The following is an 18,695-nucleotide window of genomic DNA, read 5'->3' as shown; positions in this document are numbered from 1 at the left end:
AAACTCCTTCATTCCGAATGGTTGGTTTGTTTGAATCTTCCTTTGGTCAAGTTTCTCTTGCGGTCTCTATGCAGGATAAAACCACCGATAAAGGCAAGTCCACCAATTACGAATAGTAAACCGGCAATGCCTTGAATGGCTATGTGAAAGAAATATTGGTGAAATTCACCAAAAAGCGCGTCACGAACTAATTTAATTCCATAAACGGCCAATATACCAGGGGTAACTAATAATAGTAAAGCGATTAGTCGCATAGGCGTAACTCCTTTTCTTAAATCCATGATAAGTATATCAAATGGGGCAGGAAGAGTGAACATTGCAATGCTTGCTAAAACATGCAGATTAGGATACGATTAAATTACGCAAAATATTGCAGGGTGTGGTGAAATGAAACGTGTGCTGATTGTTGGGGCAGGGAAGGGTGGAACCGCCTTATTGAAGCTGCTGAAAAAAATGGACAGGATGCAGGTTGTAGCAGTTACGGATATTAATCCTGGTGCGTCAGGGTTAACACTTGCGAAGGATTTAGGCATTGCAACTGATCAATATTGGGAAGACTGGATACATAAAGATATTGACATCGTCATAGAAGCGACAGGAGAAGAAGAGGTCTTCCAGGCTATACGGGAAAGCAGGAAACGGTCAACAGTCATAATTCCAGGGTCCGTGGCTTATGTAACAGCTGAGCTGTTAGAAGAAAAAGAATCACTTGTTCAGGAGTTAAAACAGCAGACTGAAAACCAACATCTTATCCTAAACAGTATCCATGATGGCATGATTGTAATCGATAATCATGAAACGATTACTTTTGTTAATCGAAGTGCTGAACGGATTACAGGCAGTAAAAAGTCTTCTATTATAGGCCGCAAAGTTAATGAGGTTATACCGACGTCAAGACTCCCTAAAATATTGGCTTCTAAAAAAGAAGAAGTTAATCAGAAACTGGAACTTGAAAATGGAAAAAAAGTCATTACAACGCGTATTCCCATGATTGGACATGACCAGAGAGTAATTGGAGCTTATGCGGTATTTAAAGACATTACTGAAGTTGTTGACTTGGCTGAAGAGATTACCGACTTAAAAGAAGTGAAGACAATGCTGGAGGCTATCATCCATTCTTCAGATGAAGCCATCACTGTGGTTGATGAGAATGGAAGCGGTTTAATGGTTAATCCTGCCTACACTAGAATTACAGGGTTATCAGAGGAAGAAATTGTAGGAAAACCTGCAACCGTTGACATATCTGAGGGTGAAAGTATGCATATGCAGGTTTTACGGACAAGGAGGCCTGTTCGTGGTGTACGCATGGAAGTGGGCCCTTTAAAGAAAGACGTCGTTGTCAATGTGGCCCCCGTCATTGTAGACGGCAAGTTAAAAGGAAGTGTCGGTGTTCTTCACGATGTATCTGAAATACAGTCTCTTACAAGTGAGCTGAAACGAGCCCGGCAGATCATTCGCAGCCTTGAAGCAAAGTATACTTTTGATGATATCATCGGGGATTCTCCTGAGATGACCCTTGCTTTAGAACAGGCGAAAGTTGGAGCGCGGACGCCTGCCAGTGTACTTTTGAGAGGTGAATCGGGAACAGGCAAGGAACTATTTGCTCATGCGATTCATAACGAAAGCAAGCGGCGTCATAATAAGTTTATCCGCGTCAACTGTGCGGCAATAGCAGAATCCTTGTTAGAGAGTGAATTGTTTGGATATGAAGATGGTGCATTTTCAGGTGCTAAGCGCGGTGGGAAAAAAGGGCTGTTTGAGGAAGCCAATTATGGAAGCATCTTCCTTGATGAAATTGGAGAATTAACGCTGCCAATGCAAGCTAAGCTTCTGCGTGTGCTGCAGGAAAATGAAATCATCCGTGTCGGCGGAACAAAGCCAGTTCATGTAGATGTCAGAGTAATTGCAGCAACGAATGTAAATTTGGAGAAAGCAATCATGAACAAAATTTTCAGGGAAGACTTATACTACCGTCTCAACCGTCTGCCGATTTATATCCCCCCTCTTCGTGAGCGAAAAGAAGATATTTATTTACTAACACAGCATCTTATCCAGAAACTAAATGAAGATTATGGTCGTCATGTGACCTCTCTCAATGATGAGGCCTTCCAGAAGTTAAAGGATTATGAGTGGCCCGGGAATGTAAGAGAGCTTGAAAACATTATAGGCCGGGCTATGATTTATATGGAGAATATGGAAGATACGATAAGACCTGAGCATTTGCTTCACCTTCAAAAAACATCAATAGATCGAAGGCATCCAGATAAACAGAGCCCCTGGCTTGGGGAAACCCTTCAACAGGCTGTTGATGAATACGAAAAGAAGCTGCTTGCAGATGCTTATCGGTCACATAATTTCAATAAGACCCAGACAGCTAAAGCACTCGGGGTGTCAATAAGAAACCTCTACTATAAATTAGAGAAATACAATTTAGACAAAGATAGCATGCAGGAATTTTCATAATGCAAAGAATTGCAATGGTGGATTATTGCTATGAGTGCTTTTTATAATGGAAAGTAATTGGCACGATTCTTGCTTATGATAAATGGGACGAGGTGACAACATGAAAACATTAGATGACTTAGTACAAGCGGTTGATCGTTCAAAACGAAAAACGGTTGCAGTAGCACAAGCAGCAGACACTGAAGTTTTAAAAGCTGTAAAAATGTCTTTAGAATCCGGGATTGCCCATTTTGCACTTGTTGGTAATCATGAAGAGATAAAGAGACTCGCTCTGGACGTAGAACTGGACCTCGATCAAAAGGGGGTCGAAGTCATTTCAGCTTCTATACAGAACTGCGCAGGCACGGCAGTGAAGGAAGTGAAAGATGGCAGGGCAGATGTTGTTATGAAAGGGCATATTGATACAAAAACTTTGTTGAGAGCCGTCTTAAATAAGGATTACGGCCTCAGGAAGAGTTCCGTATTATCTCATGTTGCTTTATTTGAAATACCAGGAAGAGAGAAGATGACTTTCTTAACTGATGCGGCGATGAACATTGAACCTACACTGGAAGAAAAGGTTCAAATTATCAACAATGCTGTAGAAGTAGCTCACAAGGCTGGCTGGGAATATCCGAAGGTGGCTCCCCTGGCGGCTGTGGAAGTAGTTAATCCAGCTATGAAGGCTACACAGGATGCAGCACTCCTTACCCAAATGAACCGTAGGGGGCAGATCAAAGGGTGTGTTGTAGATGGGCCTCTGGCCTTTGATAATGCTGTAGATCAAAAAGCTGCCAAACAAAAAGGTGTCCAATCAGAAGTGGCAGGCAACGCTGATATATTGGTTGTTCCTACCATTGAAGTAGCCAATGCTTTATATAAATCATTTATATATTTTGCCCAGGCTAAAGTAGCGGGAGTGATCAGTGGTGCTCAAGCCCCTATTGTTTTAACATCAAGGGCAGATGATGCAGAAAATAAAATTTATTCACTGGCATTAGCTTTAAAAGCCAGTCAATCCTAGGAGGAAATAAACATGAAAATTTTCAGCTATATGAAAGAATATGATTACGAACAATTGGTCTTCTGTCAGGATGAGCAATCTGGATTAAAAGCCATTATTGCTATTCATGATACGACTTTAGGACCGGCTCTCGGTGGAACTCGTATGTGGACGTATGCAACAGAAGACGAAGCTGTCGAAGATGCACTTCGTCTTGCGAAGGGGATGACGTACAAAAATGCAGCTGCTGGTCTAAACCTTGGTGGCGGTAAGACCGTAATTATCGGTGACCCTAAGCAAGACAAAAATGAAGAATTGTTCCGTGCCTTTGGACGTTACATTCAAGGCTTGAACGGACGTTATATTACAGCAGAAGATGTGGGGACAACAGTCCAGGATATGGACTTGATTCACGAAGAAACGGACTATGTTACAGGAATCTCTCCTGCTTTTGGTTCTTCAGGTGATCCTTCCCCTGTCACGGCTTATGGCGTATACCGTGGAATGAAAGCAGCCGCAAAAGAAGGATTTGGTTCCGATTCTCTTGAAGGAAAAACAGTCGCTGTTCAAGGGGTTGGGAACGTAGCTTTCACCCTGTGCCGTCACCTTCATGAAGAAGGGGCAAATTTGATTGTCACAGACATCAATAAGGAAGCTGTACAGCGTGCTGTTGAGGAATTTGGTGCTACAGCGGTAGAGCCTGATGATATTTACAGTGTTGATTGTGATATTTATGCTCCATGTGCCCTTGGTGCAACCATTAATGATGAGACAATCCCTCAACTAAAAGCAAAAGTTATTGCTGGGGCAGCAAATAATCAGTTGAAAGAAACCAAACACGGCGATACTCTTCATGAAAAAGGAATCGTCTATACACCTGACTATGTTATCAATGCAGGGGGAGTAATCAACGTAGCTGATGAACTTCACGGGTATAACAAAGACCGCGCGATGAAGCGTGTGGAAACTATTTACGATAACGTAAGCCGTGTGTTTGAGATTTCACGCCGCGATGATATTCCAACATATCTTGCAGCCGATCGTATGGCTGAAGAGCGAATCGAGCGCATGCGTCGTTCACGTAGTCAGTTTCTCCAGAACGGTCAACATATTTTGAGTAGAAAACAGAACGGATAACGGGGGTTTAGGATTTGGGTACACAACGTATTCTTGTCATCAACCCCGGTTCAACCTCTACTAAGATCGGGGTTTTTGATGATCAGGAAGTGGTCTTTGAAAAGACCATCCGTCACAGCGGGGAAGAAATCAATCAATATAAACGAATCATTGATCAATATGAATTTCGTAAACATGTCATTCTTGATGAACTTGATCAGGAAGGAATTAATATTAGCAAGCTGAGTGCTGTCTGTGGACGGGGCGGACTGCTTCGCCCTATTGAAGGTGGCACGTATGAAGTAAATGAAGCGATGCTTGAAGATTTGAAAAATGGCTATAATGGTGAACATGCATCAAATCTTGGGGGCATCATTGCACATGAAATTGCAAAAAGTCTTAATATCGGAGCCTATATAGTTGATCCGGTTGTTGTAGATGAATTACAGGAACTTGCTCGTGTATCCGGGGTTCCTGAAATTCCACGAAAAAGTATTTTTCATGCCTTGAATCAAAAAGCTGTAGCAAGACGGGCCGCGAATGAACTACAGAAATCATACAAGGACGCAAGGTTAATCGTTACCCACATGGGTGGGGGGATTACTGTAGGTGCTCATATCGGAGGACGTGTTGTAGACGTAAATAATGGTTTGCACGGGGATGGACCTTTTTCTCCAGAAAGAGCAGGTACAGTCCCGGCTGGAGATCTTGTTTCTCTATGTTTTTCAGGTCAGTACTACCGTGACGAGGTCATGAAGAAATTGGTTGGTCAAGGTGGGCTGATGGCATATCTGGATACAAATGATGCCAGAGAAGTAGAGCAGATGATTGCTCATGGCGATCGCAAAGCTAAAGTTGTATTTGATGCGATGGCCTATCAAATTGCCAAAGAAATTGCCGGTATGAGCGCAGTATTGGAAGGGAAAGTAGATGCCATCGTACTCACTGGCGGACTTGCTTATGGCAGAGCCTTTGTTGAGGAAATCTCCAAACGGATTCACTGGATTGCTGATGTGCTTGTATACCCTGGGGAAAATGAATTAGAAGCATTAAATGAAGGTACGTTAAGAGTTTTAAATAATGAAGAAATACCAAAGCAATACCCTAACTTTCAAGAATAGGAAGGAGTGTCCAAATTGGCACAGGAGTACGATTTGGTCGTTCTCGGAGGAGGAACTGGCGGTTATGTAGCCGCCATTCGTGCTTCGAAACTTGGACTTAAAACTGCAATTGTAGAAAAGCGGGAGCTCGGTGGTACGTGTCTTCATCGTGGATGTATCCCTTCAAAAGCACTGCTTCGTAGTGCGGAAGTATTCCGCCAGACCAAAGAAGCAGATCGTTTTGGTGTTACCACGGAAGCGCCTACATTGAATTTCGCAAAAGTACAAGAAAGAAAACAATCAGTTGTTGATACATTACATAAGGGTGTTCAGGGTCTTATGAAAAAAGGGAAAATCGATGTTTATGAAGGATTTGGCCGGATTCTTGGACCGTCTATTTTCTCTCCTACAGCTGGGACAATATCGGTAGAAATGAACAATGGGGAAGAAAACGAGATGCTGATTCCTAAAAATGTCCTCGTTGCTACAGGCTCTAGCCCAAAATCCCTCCCTGGTCTTGAGATTGATGGGGAATATGTTATGACTTCAGACGAAGCTTTATTTATGGATGAGCTGCCTGAATCCATCGTTATTGTTGGAGGCGGAGTCATAGGGATCGAATGGGCATCAATGCTTGCAGATTTTGGGGTGAAGGTGACTGTTCTTGAATATCTTCCTCATATACTGCCGACGGAAGATCAAGACATTTCCAGGGAAATGATGAAACAAATGAAAAGTAAAGGTGTCGAGGTCGTGACAAATGCCAAAGTTCTTCCTGACTCTCTTGAGAAAAATAATGGAATTTCCATTAAAGCCGAAGTCGAAGGGGAAACGGTAAGCTACCAAGCGTCCCGCATGCTGGTTTCGGTTGGACGATCAGCAAATGTCACCAATATTGGTTTGGAGAATACAGATATTCAAGTGGAAAATGGGTTCATACAGACTAATAAATTCTACCAAACAAAAGAAAGCCATATTTATGCCATTGGTGATGTCATTGGTGGTATGCAGCTTGCCCACGTAGCTTCGCATGAGGGTATCATAGCAGTAGAACATATGGCAGATGGATCGCCGCACCCTATGGATCCGGAACAAGTGCCTACCTGCATTTATTCAAATCCGGAAGTAGCCAGCTTGGGATTGACTGAATCTGCTGCAAAAGAAAAAGGATTCGATATCAAAGTTGGAAAGTTTCCATTTAAGGCCATAGGAAAAGCACTTGTCTACGGAGAAACAGAAGGTTTTGTGAAAATAATTGCTGACAAAAAAACAGATGATTTACTTGGTGTTCACATGGTAGGACCACACGTCACCGATATGATTTCAGAGGCTGGGCTTGCCAAAGTCCTCGATGCGACTCCATGGGAAATTGCAGAAAGCATTCATCCACACCCCACGTTAGCCGAAGCAATTGGAGAAGCGGCTATGGCTGTTGATGGTAATCAAATCCACGGATAAGAAATAAGGAGGGAATCTCATGGCTGAAAATCGCCATAAAGCATTAGGATTAAGTGATGCACAAGTGTTGGACATGTTTCGCACAATGTTATTAGCAAGAAAAATTGATGAAAGAATGTGGCTCTTAAACCGTGCCGGTAAAATTCCTTTTGTCATCTCTTGTCAAGGTCAGGAAGCGGCTCAGGTGGGGGCGTCTTATGCACTCGATCGAGAAAAAGATTATGCTTTGCCTTACTACCGTGATATGGGGGTTGTTCTATCTTTTGGTATGACAGCACAGGACCTCATGCTTTCTGGTTTCGCCAAGGCAGAAGATCCTAACTCCGGCGGACGGCAGATGCCTGGTCACTTCGGCCAGAAGAAAAACCGTATTGTCACAGGTTCTTCCCCCGTGACAACGCAAGTTCCGCATGCTGTAGGCATTTCATTAGCTGGGAAAATGGAGAAAAAAGATTTTGTATCGCTTGTCACGTTTGGAGAAGGTTCCTCCAACCAGGGAGATTTCCATGAAGGGGCAAACTTTGCAGGTGTTCATAAACTGCCTGTCATCTTTATGGTTGAGAATAATAAATACGCCATATCTGTTCCAGTATCGAAGCAGCTGGCTTGTGAGAAGGTCTCTGACCGTGCGATTGGATACGGTATGCCGGGTTATACCGTAGATGGAAATGACCCACTTGCCGTTTATGAGGCAGTGAAAGCGGCGGCTGATCGTGGTCGTAGAGGAGAGGGGCCGACTTTGATAGAGACAGTGTCTTATCGCTTAACACCACACTCCAGTGATGACGATGATCGTACGTACCGTGAAAGAGAAGAGGTAGATGAAGCGAAGAAGAAAGATTCCATCCTTACATTTGCCAACTATCTGCGGGAGCAGGGTATCCTGACTGAGGAAAAAGAAACAGAAATGAACGACGAAATCAACCAAATCGTCAATGAAGCTACCGATTATGCTGAGAATGCAGCCTATGCGGAAGCTGAATCTGCTATGAAATATGTATATGAAGAGTAAGGAGGGGGAGTAATTATGCCAGTAATATCTTACATTCAAGCCGTCACTCAAGCTTTAAAAGAAGAAATGCAGCGGGATGATAAAGTTTTTGTACTTGGTGAAGACGTAGGAAAGCGTGGGGGCGTGTTCCGTGCAACTGATGGTCTTTATGATGAATTTGGAGAGGATCGAGTTCTCGATACGCCTTTAGCAGAGTCGGCTATTGCCGGTGTTGGAATTGGTGCAGCTATGTATGGCATGCGTCCAGTTGCTGAAATGCAGTTTGCTGATTTTATTATGCCTGCTGTCAACCAGATTATTTCAGAGGCTGCTAAGATCCGTTATCGCTCAAATAACGACTGGAGTGCGCCGATTACGATTCGTGCCCCTTACGGAGGCGGAGTGCATGGTGCTCTTTATCATTCACAGTCAGTAGAAGCGGTTTTTGCCAATCAGCCTGGCTTGAAGATTGTTATGCCTTCCACACCCTACGATGTGAAAGGTTTATTGAAAGCATCTATTCGTGACAATGACCCAGTGCTTTTCTTTGAGCATAAACGTGCGTACCGTTTAATTAAAGGAGAGGTTCCCGAAGAGGATTATACGCTCCCTATTGGTAAAGCGGATGTAAAACGGGAAGGTTCTGACATTACCGTAATTACTTATGGTCTTTGTGTGCATTTTGCACTCCAAGCAGCTGAGAAGCTAGCAGAAGAAGGTATAGATGCTCATATTTTAGATCTTCGTACGGTCTATCCTCTAGATAAAGAAGGAATCATTGAAGCAGCATCAAAAACAGGAAAAGTCCTGCTTGTCACAGAAGACAACAAAGAGGGAGGCATCATTTCAGAGGTGTCTGCCATAATTAGTGAAAATTGTCTTTTTGAATTGGATGCCCCTGTGCAGAGACTGGCAGGTCCTGATATTCCATCGATGCCTTATGCACCAACAATGGAAAAGCACTTCATGATGAATCCAGATAAAGTCGAAAAAGCTATGCGCGATCTCGCCGAATTTTAATAGAGGAGGAGTTCCTGTGGGTTTAGAAAAAATCAACATGCCTCAGCTTGGGGAAAGTGTCACAGAAGGAACGATTAGTACCTGGCTTATTCAGCCTGGCGACAAAGTTAACAAATACGATCCGATTGCAGAAGTAATGACAGATAAGGTAAACGCAGAAGTTCCTTCCTCTTTTACAGGAGTAATTAAAGAGCTGGCTGCATCGGAAGGGGATACTCTATCTGTTGGGGATCTTATGTGTTATGTAGAAGTCGAAGGAGGAGGTTCTGTAGAGGCCCCTTCTCAAGAACCTGAGGACGAAACCCCTTCTAAAGAGGAAGCTCCGTCCACGCAGAATACTTCGCAAAAGTCTGAACAGAAAAAGGACCAAGGAAGTAAAAAGCGTTATTCTCCAGCAGTTATGACTCTTGCTCAGGAACACGCTATTGATCTAAATCAGGTCGAGGGCACGGGACGAGGTGGTCGAATCACCCGTAAAGACATCGAGAAAATTGTAGAAAGTGGCAGTATTCCGACATCTGCGCAGGCATCTGAAGCAGAAAAACCAGCTGATAACAAGCCGTCAGAAGCCCAGCAAACACAAAGTCAACCATCTCCAACACCACCCTCTGCTCCTGATGTGAAAGATGGAGATATTGAAATTCCGGTCACAGGAGTTCGTAAAGCCATTGCAGCAAATATGGTTAAATCCAAGACGGAAATCCCACATGCCTGGATGATGGTCGAAGTGGATGTAACCAATTTGGTGGAACTTCGAGATGCGAAGAAAAACCAGTTTAAACAGCAGGAAGGCTTCAGTCTGACGTACTTTGCATTTTTCGTTAAAGCAGTCGCACAGGCATTGAAGGAATATCCTCAATTAAACAGTACATGGGCTGGAGACAAGATCATTCAACGCAAGGCGATTAACTTAAATATTGCTGTAGCGAAAGAAGATCAATTATTCGTACCCGTTATTCGTGATGCCGATGAAAAGAGCATTAAGGGCATCGCGAAAGATATCACAGATCTAGCAGGTAAAGCCCGCCAAGGGAAATTGACATCTAAAGATATGGAAGGTGGCACATTCACCGTTAACAATACAGGATCATTTGGTTCTGTTCAGTCCATGGGTGTCATCAATCACCCTCAGGCTGCCATTTTACAGGTCGAATCTATCGTTAAGAAGCCGGTTTATCAAAATGGTATGTTCGGTGCACGCGATATGGTCAATTTATGTCTATCCCTGGACCATCGTGTGTTAGACGGACTTGTTGCGGGTAATTTCCTTGCTCGTGTAAAAGAAATCTTAGAGAAAATGTCTGAAGAGAATACATCTGTTTATTAAAATATTTGAAAAGCCTCCTTTAAATGCAGGGAGGCTTTTTTAATGTCACAGTAATTTTCTGAAGGTCCCGAGTTTTATTGAGAGACCTCTTTCCGATCGTTTCCAGGCCCACCTTACACGAAGCTAAAGCTAACGGAAACATTCCCTCGAACTTAAGTCTTCAACAATCCTTCACTTTTCTTGAGCAGACCTAATATTAGATAGAAACATTAAGCTTTAACAGGGTCTTTTTTCAAAACATAACCCCTTGGATATTGCTCCGGTGTGTTAACAATAACTAAAGGATTTTGCAGGAATGGTCAATACAATTGAAAGCATTCTGATATCTTGGTAAAATGTTCATAGTATTTCTTTATAAAGGGGCCATGGATATGGATTTCAATATTTTTATGAACGATGTTGTTTCAAAAGCACGTGAAGAAATTTCGCAGGCAGGATATACAGAACTAACTACACCAGAGGAAGTTGATCAAGCATTAACAAAAGAGGGAACAACTCTTGTAATGATTAACTCCGTATGTGGATGTGCAGGAGGGATTGCACGGCCTGCAGCTGCTCACGCTATACATTATGATAAGCGTCCAGATCAGCTTGTAACCGTGTTTGCCGGACAAGATCGCGATGCGACAGATCGAGCGCGTGAATACTTCGAAGGCTATCCTCCATCTTCTCCGTCATTCGCTTTGTTAAAAGACGGAAAAATCCAGACGATGGTCGAGCGTCATGATATTGAAGGGTTTGAGCCAATGGAAGTGATTGGTAAGCTGCAGCGGAGTTTTGAAGAGTATTGTGAAGAGGTATAATATAGAAAAAGATAAGGATCTTTGTTTTTAAAGCAAAGATCCTTTTTTGCTTAAAAGCTCAAGCATCTGGCTGACCTGTAAAAGAAATGATGAATCAAGGCTCTTATTCAGATGTTTGCGCTTTTGAACAATAGAACGAGGGGAAGAAATGAATTGAAAATAGGATATCGAACCATTAAAACGGCACTAGGAACGCCTTTTGCCATTTGGGCAGCACAGATGCTCCAGTTAGATAACTTTGCATCAGCAGGGATATTAACCATTCTTTGTATACAGATTACGAGAAAGCGTTCGTTTTTAAGTGCCTGGCACCGCTTTTCTGCCTGTCTTTTAGCTATGGTATTTTCATTTGTCTTTTTTGAATTAATTGGGTATACACCTGTAGCTATTGGATTGATGCTTTTTGCATTTATACCGATGACCGTGTGGTTAAAAATTACTCCAGGTATTGTGACGAGTTCTGTCATCCTTTTGCATTTGTACGGATCTGGGGATATTGGGTGGAGTGTGATCTGGAATGAAGTCGTCCTGATAACTGTCGGGATTGGAACAGCACTTCTACTCAACTTATATATGCCCAGCTTAGAGAATAAGTTGGATGATTACAGGAAACAAGTGGAGAATAATTTTTCTATTATCCTTAAAGAACTGGCTCAGTTTTTGAGGGACGGAGATAATGATTGGTCTGGTAAAGAACTTACAGAAACCGCAGAATTACTGGAAAAGGCTAAATCATTGTCTTATAGAGATGTAGAAAATCATTTATTACGGACGCATAACCACTTTTATCATTATTTCCATATGCGCACGAAACAATTTGAACTTTTAGAAAGAATGCTCCCACTGGTAAGCCGGATTTCAAAGTCTGATGCCCATGGCTTTAAAATTGCGGACTTTTTTGAGGATCTTGGCGATGCCATTCATCCAGGAAATACAGCTGTTATCTACTTGAAGGTGCTTAAGACGATGAAAGAAGAGTTTCGGGAGGATCCGCTCCCTGAAACAAGAGAAGAGTTTGAGGTCCGTGCGAGCCTTTTCCATTTATTGAACGAAATCGAAGAATATTTAATCATTAAGCGTTCCTTTAAAAAAAGCGACGTATAGGGGGAAGGTGTGAGGGGAAACTGGGACTAAAAGAGGATGTCAGGCATGAAAATTCTAATGGTAATGCTGTTCTTTTTAAGTCCACTGCTACCACCGAACCTTTGGGAACAATCCGTGGTTATTGTTAATAAAGCCACCCATGAAGTCACCTTTTTCCAAAAGGGAGAAGAAGTTTTCCGTGCTCCAGCAGCTATTGGAAAGACGAAAGATCTGACGCCGGAAGGCCGGTTTGATATTTTAGTGAAAGCTAAGGATCCTTATTACCGTAAAACCAATATCCCTGGAGGAGATCCGAAGAATCCACTGGGAAGCCGCTGGATTGGTTTTGATGCGAGAGGAACGGATGGGCGGATCTACGGCATCCATGGTACGAATCGCCCGGATTCAATCGGGAAGTCTGTTTCTGCGGGGTGTATCCGTATGGAGAATAAGCAGGTGGAGAAGTTATTTGACCTTGTTTCAAAAGATACAGATGTTGTTATTTTAGAAAGTGATCAATCTATGAAGGATATTTTTCTTGAATGGGAAAAAGGGAAGCTCGATCGACTAATAAATCCTACAAATTAGGATGAAACAGGGGACATGTAAAAAGTCACCTCCTTGAATGAGGAGGTGACTTTTTTAGAGTTACTTTTTATCCATTAATTCTAAATCAACGGGTGTCGATTGTGTTGTTACGCGGTTTGTATTTAATTCATTAGTCGTGATTTGGTTAACTGGTGTTATTTCACCATTTTCCATATTGAATACATGCCATAGACCGCCTTCCTTGTTTGTAGGTACATGGAAAGTACGAACAAGGTAACTGCCGCGGTAAACGTTAACTACAGCTTCAGAATTGGTTAAATCCATACTATTGGTAATGTCCCGGTTCGTATAATCATGGACGTAATACTTGAACGAACGATCGGTTTCATCGTATATTGTAACCGTTTCTGGTCCATAGGAAGTTGTGTCATCGACGTCTAGATTTGCGATAAGTTCACCATTTTCATAATGGTCTTTATCGTTATAATACACATGGAGGTCTTCTTGGTCATAGAGATGTGAATCTAAATCACTGGGCGATGCTCCCCATGAAAGAACAATACGAGTTTCTTCTTCACTTAACTCAGGTGTGATCGTTGCATTTTGATCTTCTTCTGTTGCGTTTCCAATAATAAGTATGTTTCGTGTGTTCGTCACAAATCCATCTTTTTCAATCTCTGCTGTATAATTACCAGCCGCTAAATTGTTCACTGTATAAAGGCCTTGAGCGTCTGTTTGAACCTCTAAGATTGGTTCTCCATCTGTATTATTCATTCCTTCTCTTAACGAGACCCTGGCATTTGATATGGGATCTCCATTAAGAGCGTTCGTAATCGTTCCCTTTGCATGTCCATTTCCAGTGTGGTTAGAGGATATGAGCTTCAATTCAGGGGTGTAGCTCAACTGGTTTTGTATGATTTCAGCACCGTAGTAAGTTTCTTTTTGATAACCCTCTTTTTCAAATGTAAATGTGTAGTCACCAGGGTTTAACTCTAATTCATAGGAACCATCGTCTTCTGTTTTTGTTCGTTTATAGAAATCTCCATCTTTATACGCTGTTACATGGACGTCTGCGATACTTTCTTTCGAAACAGCGTCAATGGCTTTACCTGAAATCGATCCAGCGGGTGTACAGAGAGAGAATCCTTTTTCATAGACAGGGATCTGTAATAAATTCTTTTCGTATTCTATGCCTGTACTTGCAGACCAAAGCTTAAGCTTCAAGCGAGCTTTTAACGTGGATAAAGCTTCTACATCAACATTTGCATCCATACACCCACTTAGTTCAGGGGATAAGCTCTCATCCGTAAGATCAATGGTCATTTCCCCATTTCCGGATAACTCCAATCCTGCCTTTGCATCATTCTCTACAACAGCTGGAAGCACGCCTCCGATATTCATAGCGGCATCAAGCCCTAATGCATAGTCTAATTCGAGACTTCCACTGCCATCAACAGCAAATTCTGATGTATGAACTACAGGGTTGGATTGCTTCTTAAAATCACCTGTGTCTGCATCATACTTAACACCAAGCCGCTGTGATTTAGAATCAATGAAATGGACACCTGCGGTAATTTCTAACTCCCCTTCGTAGGTTTGTGTCAAAAACACAGTAATACCCAGGGGAACTTTTTTAAACCCTTCGTCACCTACTCCAAAGATAGGTACAGATCCAACCTGATAGGTCATCGTACCCAGAGATAAACGACCAGCACGATCTACTCCTTCTATCTCAAACCATCGTTCTTTTTTTACTTCTTGTTGATCTTCGGAATTAAAACCTCCGATGTAATCGAATTCCAAGTCTATATTAGAGGATTGTTTGGATTCGAATTCGTATTCGAATTTTTTCATTTTGTTGTTAAATAGTCCGCCATACTCAATATCTACATCCGCAACTGTATCCGTTAGTTCTAAGGATCCGGATAGGTTTAAACTATGATTTTCATCCTCATCCTCATCCGTGTCGTGATCTAGTAAGTCTACCTCTACATTAAGTTTAACAGGTCTTATAGTAAGGTTCATTGCGCTTACTTCTTCTAAGCTGCGACGATTTAATACTTCTTCTAAATCTTCTCTTGTATTGTACTGTTGTCCATCCACTTCAAATGAAACACCATCCATTAACTTGAAATCGATAATATGTTCCAATGATAAAGCTTTGTTTTCTTCGATATCCATTTCAGGGAACACTTCTTCTATGGCAGGTTGTCCGACAGCTAAAAATATTTTGCCATTCCTTTTCTCTTTAGAAAGTACCTTAGCTATATATCCAGAAGGTAAGTATTCACTCGGTGGGATAAATAACAGGTCATCTTTAACAAAATCAGCTGATTCTGCTTCTTGAGGAAATGTAAAAGTCATTGATCCATTTTCACTAACCTTGACATCTTTTACAGCTTCTTGGAATTCACCCGATTCAGTTTGATCCAAAAGGATTAAATCCTCTGAAGCTGTCGCTGCTCCAGCCAGGTCTTGGAATTCATTCATTGCGTCTTGTATCTCGGCTATGATTTCATTGCTGACCGCGTTTACGCCGCCAAAGACTTGAAAAGAAGCTGTTTTCTGTTCTGCAATCACTCGGTAGGCACTCTGTCTTAACTTATTTTCACCAACAATGAGTACAGTTGAGTTTTCTTTCGCAGCAAGGGAAGCACCTGTTAATGCGTCTGCGAAGTCTCTTCCTGTACTTACATAAATTTTTTCGTTTTCTTCAAAGTTGTTTCTTATAAAGCTGGATGCGGTATCGTATCGATCTTTCCCGGAAAATCTTACGGGGTTTGGAACTTCATCTTCCAAAGATCCTGAAATCGCATTTTCTCCTCCTAAAATGAAGGTCTGTTGAAATTTGTTTGTGTACGTTTTTATTGAATCCTGAAGTCTGTCTCTGTCTGTTAATAAAATGGGAACGCCATTTTGACCGGCATAGGAAGCCGCTGCTAAAGCATCAGGAAAGTCCTCACCAGTGGCTAAAATAGCTTTATCAAAGGATGGATCCACGAGATTAGCGATCTCTAAAGAGGTATCGTATCTGTTATCTCCAGCTGCTCGTTCTACTCCAAGGTCCATATTTTTTAGAGTATCTTCTACAGCTGAATGAACAGCACCTTCTCCTCCAAGTATGTACACTTTCTTGGCATTCAGGCGCTCAATTTCACGTTTCGTATCTTCCACTAGTTTATTAGATTTCGTCAATAATATTGGAGCATTAAACTTCCTGGCCAGGGGAACACCGCTCAGGGCATCTGGAAATAAGTCTCCACGAGCTAAAACAACTGTTTCTGCTCCTTCTGACCAACCTTCTTTAGAGATAGAAATAGCAGTCTGGTAACGGTCCTCTCCCGAAATCCTCAAATCTTCGTACGTTTGACTCTCAGCCGAAATACTGGCAGGCACCAATAACCATAGAAGTGTGCATACGATTATTGGTATAAGAAAATGAATCTTTTTTCTCACCAAATCCCTCCTAAAGTGTATTTTTGTGGCAAGATATGAATCTTACAGACTATGATTTTACCATAAAAGTACAATTGAGAGAGGGAAATTACATAAAAATACAAAAGAATATAAGAAAATACAAAAAACTCCATATTTTCTTGGTTTCATTCTATAGAAAAGATGGGATTTTATTAGAACTTGTGGAAGCTTGGATTTATAGATTTTTTAGAAACTTAATGAGGAAATAGAAAGACTTTTTTTAGAAGGGAATAGAATGCGGCAAAAAAGATGACCACGGTTGAGTACCATGGTCATCTTACTCGTCTTTTATTAATGGAGTTAATTGTATCACAGCTTTTGTCCATCTTTCATTCCTGATATAGTGTCATTCTTTTAGGATTATTTATAGGAAAAAGCTTGCGCCAGCCAATACGGTGGAAAGAACCATAGAAAGAATCATGATATAGATAATGACTTTCATGCGGCGTTCGCGTTTGGAGCGTTTTTTCTTTTTTGTTTCAGTCAAGGTTAGTAACCTCCTTCTCAGTCATTCCTACAAACATTTTACCGAAAAAAGAGAATTTGGACAAGGGTGTCTATTATTTTATACTATTATTATGAACAATCTTAATTTTTAGATAGGTAAGCGTTTTATTTCTGGTATGCTAGAAGGTAGAACAGATTGATTAAGGAGGCATTTCTAATGACCCATTCATCGAGTGATCACCATTTAAAGCTTCAGTGGGAAAAAGATGTTGAAAAAACAACTCAGCGATTTCCTGAGCGTAAAGAATCATTCCACACAAGTTCAGAAATTCCGATTGATCGTCTTTATTCCCCTGAGCAGATCAGTCAGAACTACATAGCAAACATTGGTTTCCCCGGCCAGTATCCATATACCAGGGGCATTCAGCCGACAATGTATCGAAGCAGATACTGGACAATGAGGCAGTACGCTGGATTTGGTTCAGCAGAAGAAACGAATGAGCGTTTTCGTTATCTGCTGAAACAAGGGCAGACGGGATTGTCCGTTGCTTTTGATCTTCCTACTCAAATCGGATACGACTCTGATGATCCGATGGCAGACGGGGAAGTCGGTAAAGTTGGTGTCGCTATTGATTCCTTAAAAGATATGGAGCAGTTATTTAATGAAATTCCCTTAGATCAAGTAAGTACTTCGATGACGATAAACGCTCCGGCAAGTATCCTACTGGCGATGTATATTGCTGTAGGAGAGAAGCAGGGCGTCTCTCCGCAGAAACTTACCGGTACCATTCAAAATGATATTCTAAAGGAATACATTGCTCGTGGTACTTATATTTATCCGCCTAAACCATCCATGCGCTTAATTACAGATATATTTGGTTATTGCCAGGAGAATTTACCTAAATTCAATACGATTAGTATCTCCGGCTACCATATCCGCGAAGCAGGTTCTACAGCTGTTCAGGAGGTGGCTTTCACTATCGCTAATGGAATGGCCTATGTTGACGCTGCCATCGAAGCTGGATTGAAGGTAGATCAGTTCGCTCCCAGACTTGCATTCTTCTTTAATGCTCATAACCAATTTTTTGAAGAAGCAGCCAAATTCAGAGCCGCCCGTCGGATGTGGGCAAAAATTATGAAAGAGCATTATGGTGCTGAAAACCCCAAAAGCTGGAAGCTCCGTTTCCATACGCAGACCGGAGGCAGTACGTTAACCGCGCAGCAGCCGGATAACAACATCGTTCGTGTTACACTCCAGGCACTTGCTGCTGTAATGGGCGGAACTCAAAGCCTGCATACCAATTCGCGTGATGAAGCCCTGGCCCTCCCTACAGAAGAGTCGGCTAGAATTGCTCTTCGAACCCAGCAGATTATAGCGAATGAAAGTGGGGTAGCGGACACTATCGACCCGCTCGCTGGTTCGTATTATGTGGAATCTCTCACCGATCAAATTGAACAGGAAGCCCAGGCTTATTTAGACCGCATCAAAGAGTTTGGCGGTGCGGTCCAGGCGGTTGAGGAAGGTTATATGCAGAGGGAAATTCATAAATCGGCGTATGATGCTCAAAAGAGAATAGAATCCAGGGAGGATATTGTTGTCGGAATGAATGAGTTCCAATTGGATGAAGAAATTCATGCCGACCTGCTAAGGGTGGATGAAGCACTTGAACAGTCCCAAATCCAAAAGACGCAGCGAGTAAGAGACGAACGTGATCAAGCAGCTGTTGAACAATGTCTGGATAATCTTAGAACAGCAGCTAAAGGTACAGATAATGTAATGCCTCACATCGTAGAAGCGGTCAAAGTGTATGCGACTGTTGGAGAAATTGCCAATGTTTTGAGAGAGGAATTTGGCGAATATACGGGAATGTAAGAAGGG

At 42.1% G+C, this 18,695-nt stretch carries 15 protein-coding genes; 12 read left to right on the top strand and 3 right to left on the bottom strand.

What is annotated here, in order from left to right:
* Positions 1–8: 8 nt before the first annotated feature.
* Complete coding sequence (locus LC036_RS12240; protein WP_226582880.1) at positions 9–254, bottom strand: DUF2627 domain-containing protein; 246 nt, start codon at positions 252–254, stop codon at positions 9–11.
* Between the two features lie 133 nt (positions 255–387).
* Here LC036_RS12240 and LC036_RS12235 point away from each other — a divergent pair, with 133 nt between their 5' ends.
* From LC036_RS12235 to LC036_RS12185, 11 genes are all read left to right on the top strand, one after another.
* On the top strand, positions 388–2,463 hold the full coding sequence (locus LC036_RS12235; protein WP_226582877.1) for a sigma-54 interaction domain-containing protein: 2,076 nt from the start codon (positions 388–390) through the stop codon (positions 2,461–2,463).
* A gap of 100 nt (positions 2,464–2,563) precedes the next feature.
* On the top strand, positions 2,564–3,466 hold the full coding sequence (gene yqiS / locus LC036_RS12230; protein ID WP_226582874.1) for a phosphate butyryltransferase: 903 nt from the start codon (positions 2,564–2,566) through the stop codon (positions 3,464–3,466).
* A gap of 12 nt (positions 3,467–3,478) precedes the next feature.
* On the top strand, positions 3,479–4,582 hold the full coding sequence (gene bcd, locus LC036_RS12225; protein WP_226582872.1) for a Leu/Phe/Val dehydrogenase: 1,104 nt from the start codon (positions 3,479–3,481) through the stop codon (positions 4,580–4,582).
* A 14-nt stretch (positions 4,583–4,596) separates the two neighbouring features.
* Positions 4,597–5,682 carry a butyrate kinase gene (buk, locus tag LC036_RS12220; RefSeq protein ID WP_226582870.1) on the top strand — a complete coding sequence of 362 codons (1,086 nt, stop codon included), beginning with the start codon at positions 4,597–4,599 and terminating at the stop codon, positions 5,680–5,682.
* Between the two features lie 15 nt (positions 5,683–5,697).
* Complete coding sequence (lpdA, locus tag LC036_RS12215) at positions 5,698–7,119, top strand: dihydrolipoyl dehydrogenase (protein ID WP_226582867.1); 1,422 nt, start codon at positions 5,698–5,700, stop codon at positions 7,117–7,119.
* A gap of 19 nt (positions 7,120–7,138) precedes the next feature.
* A complete protein-coding gene (locus tag LC036_RS12210; protein ID WP_226582865.1) occupies positions 7,139–8,131 on the top strand; it encodes a thiamine pyrophosphate-dependent dehydrogenase E1 component subunit alpha in 993 nt (330 codons plus the stop codon).
* 15 nt (positions 8,132–8,146) lie between these two features.
* Positions 8,147–9,130 carry an alpha-ketoacid dehydrogenase subunit beta gene (locus LC036_RS12205; protein WP_226582862.1) on the top strand — a complete coding sequence of 328 codons (984 nt, stop codon included), beginning with the start codon at positions 8,147–8,149 and terminating at the stop codon, positions 9,128–9,130.
* A gap of 16 nt (positions 9,131–9,146) precedes the next feature.
* Positions 9,147–10,457 carry a dihydrolipoamide acetyltransferase family protein gene (locus tag LC036_RS12200; RefSeq protein ID WP_226582859.1) on the top strand — a complete coding sequence of 437 codons (1,311 nt, stop codon included), beginning with the start codon at positions 9,147–9,149 and terminating at the stop codon, positions 10,455–10,457.
* Between the two features lie 365 nt (positions 10,458–10,822).
* Positions 10,823–11,260, top strand: coding sequence for a BrxA/BrxB family bacilliredoxin (locus LC036_RS12195; protein WP_226583911.1), 438 nt, complete (start codon positions 10,823–10,825; stop codon positions 11,258–11,260).
* 111 nt (positions 11,261–11,371) lie between these two features.
* Positions 11,372–12,364 carry an aromatic acid exporter family protein gene (locus tag LC036_RS12190; protein ID WP_319004467.1) on the top strand — a complete coding sequence of 331 codons (993 nt, stop codon included), beginning with the start codon at positions 11,372–11,374 and terminating at the stop codon, positions 12,362–12,364.
* A 45-nt stretch (positions 12,365–12,409) separates the two neighbouring features.
* Entirely contained in the window at positions 12,410–12,931 is a 522-nt protein-coding gene (locus LC036_RS12185) for a L,D-transpeptidase (RefSeq protein ID WP_226582854.1), read from the top strand.
* A gap of 60 nt (positions 12,932–12,991) precedes the next feature.
* Here LC036_RS12185 and LC036_RS12180 read toward each other — a convergent pair whose 3' ends face one another.
* Together LC036_RS12180 and prli42 are read right to left on the bottom strand one after the other, a co-directional pair.
* Positions 12,992–16,348, bottom strand: a complete 3,357-nt coding sequence (locus LC036_RS12180; RefSeq protein WP_226582851.1) for a cell wall-binding repeat-containing protein — start codon at positions 16,346–16,348, stop codon at positions 12,992–12,994.
* 385 nt (positions 16,349–16,733) lie between these two features.
* Positions 16,734–16,856 carry a stressosome-associated protein Prli42 gene (gene prli42, locus LC036_RS12175; protein ID WP_226582849.1) on the bottom strand — a complete coding sequence of 41 codons (123 nt, stop codon included), beginning with the start codon at positions 16,854–16,856 and terminating at the stop codon, positions 16,734–16,736.
* A gap of 177 nt (positions 16,857–17,033) precedes the next feature.
* Between prli42 and LC036_RS12170 the strand changes: the two genes are divergently transcribed.
* Complete coding sequence (locus tag LC036_RS12170) at positions 17,034–18,689, top strand: methylmalonyl-CoA mutase (protein ID WP_226582845.1); 1,656 nt, start codon at positions 17,034–17,036, stop codon at positions 18,687–18,689.
* Positions 18,690–18,695 lie beyond the last annotated feature (6 nt).

Source organism: Halobacillus litoralis (assembly GCF_020524025.1).
GTDB lineage: Bacteria > Bacillota > Bacilli > Bacillales > Halobacillaceae > Halobacillus > Halobacillus litoralis_D.
The sequence above is the reverse complement of the archived record's forward strand: the minus strand, read 5'-3'. Positions and strand labels throughout refer to the sequence as shown.

Coding starts and splice junctions, on each gene's coding strand:
- LC036_RS12190 (WP_319004467.1), top strand. CDS start 11,372: ATGTTTGCGCTTTTGAACAATAGAACGAGGGGAAGAAATGAATTGAAA.
- yqiS (WP_226582874.1), top strand. CDS start 2,564: ATGAAAACATTAGATGACTTAGTACAAGCGGTTGATCGTTCAAAACGA.
- LC036_RS12235 (WP_226582877.1), top strand. CDS start 388: ATGAAACGTGTGCTGATTGTTGGGGCAGGGAAGGGTGGAACCGCCTTA.
- LC036_RS12240 (WP_226582880.1), bottom strand. CDS start 254: ATGCGACTAATCGCTTTACTATTATTAGTTACCCCTGGTATATTGGCC.
- LC036_RS12195 (WP_226583911.1), top strand. CDS start 10,823: ATGGATATGGATTTCAATATTTTTATGAACGATGTTGTTTCAAAAGCA.
- LC036_RS12170 (WP_226582845.1), top strand. CDS start 17,034: ATGACCCATTCATCGAGTGATCACCATTTAAAGCTTCAGTGGGAAAAA.
- LC036_RS12205 (WP_226582862.1), top strand. CDS start 8,147: ATGCCAGTAATATCTTACATTCAAGCCGTCACTCAAGCTTTAAAAGAA.
- LC036_RS12185 (WP_226582854.1), top strand. CDS start 12,410: ATGAAAATTCTAATGGTAATGCTGTTCTTTTTAAGTCCACTGCTACCA.
- bcd (WP_226582872.1), top strand. CDS start 3,479: ATGAAAATTTTCAGCTATATGAAAGAATATGATTACGAACAATTGGTC.
- LC036_RS12210 (WP_226582865.1), top strand. CDS start 7,139: ATGGCTGAAAATCGCCATAAAGCATTAGGATTAAGTGATGCACAAGTG.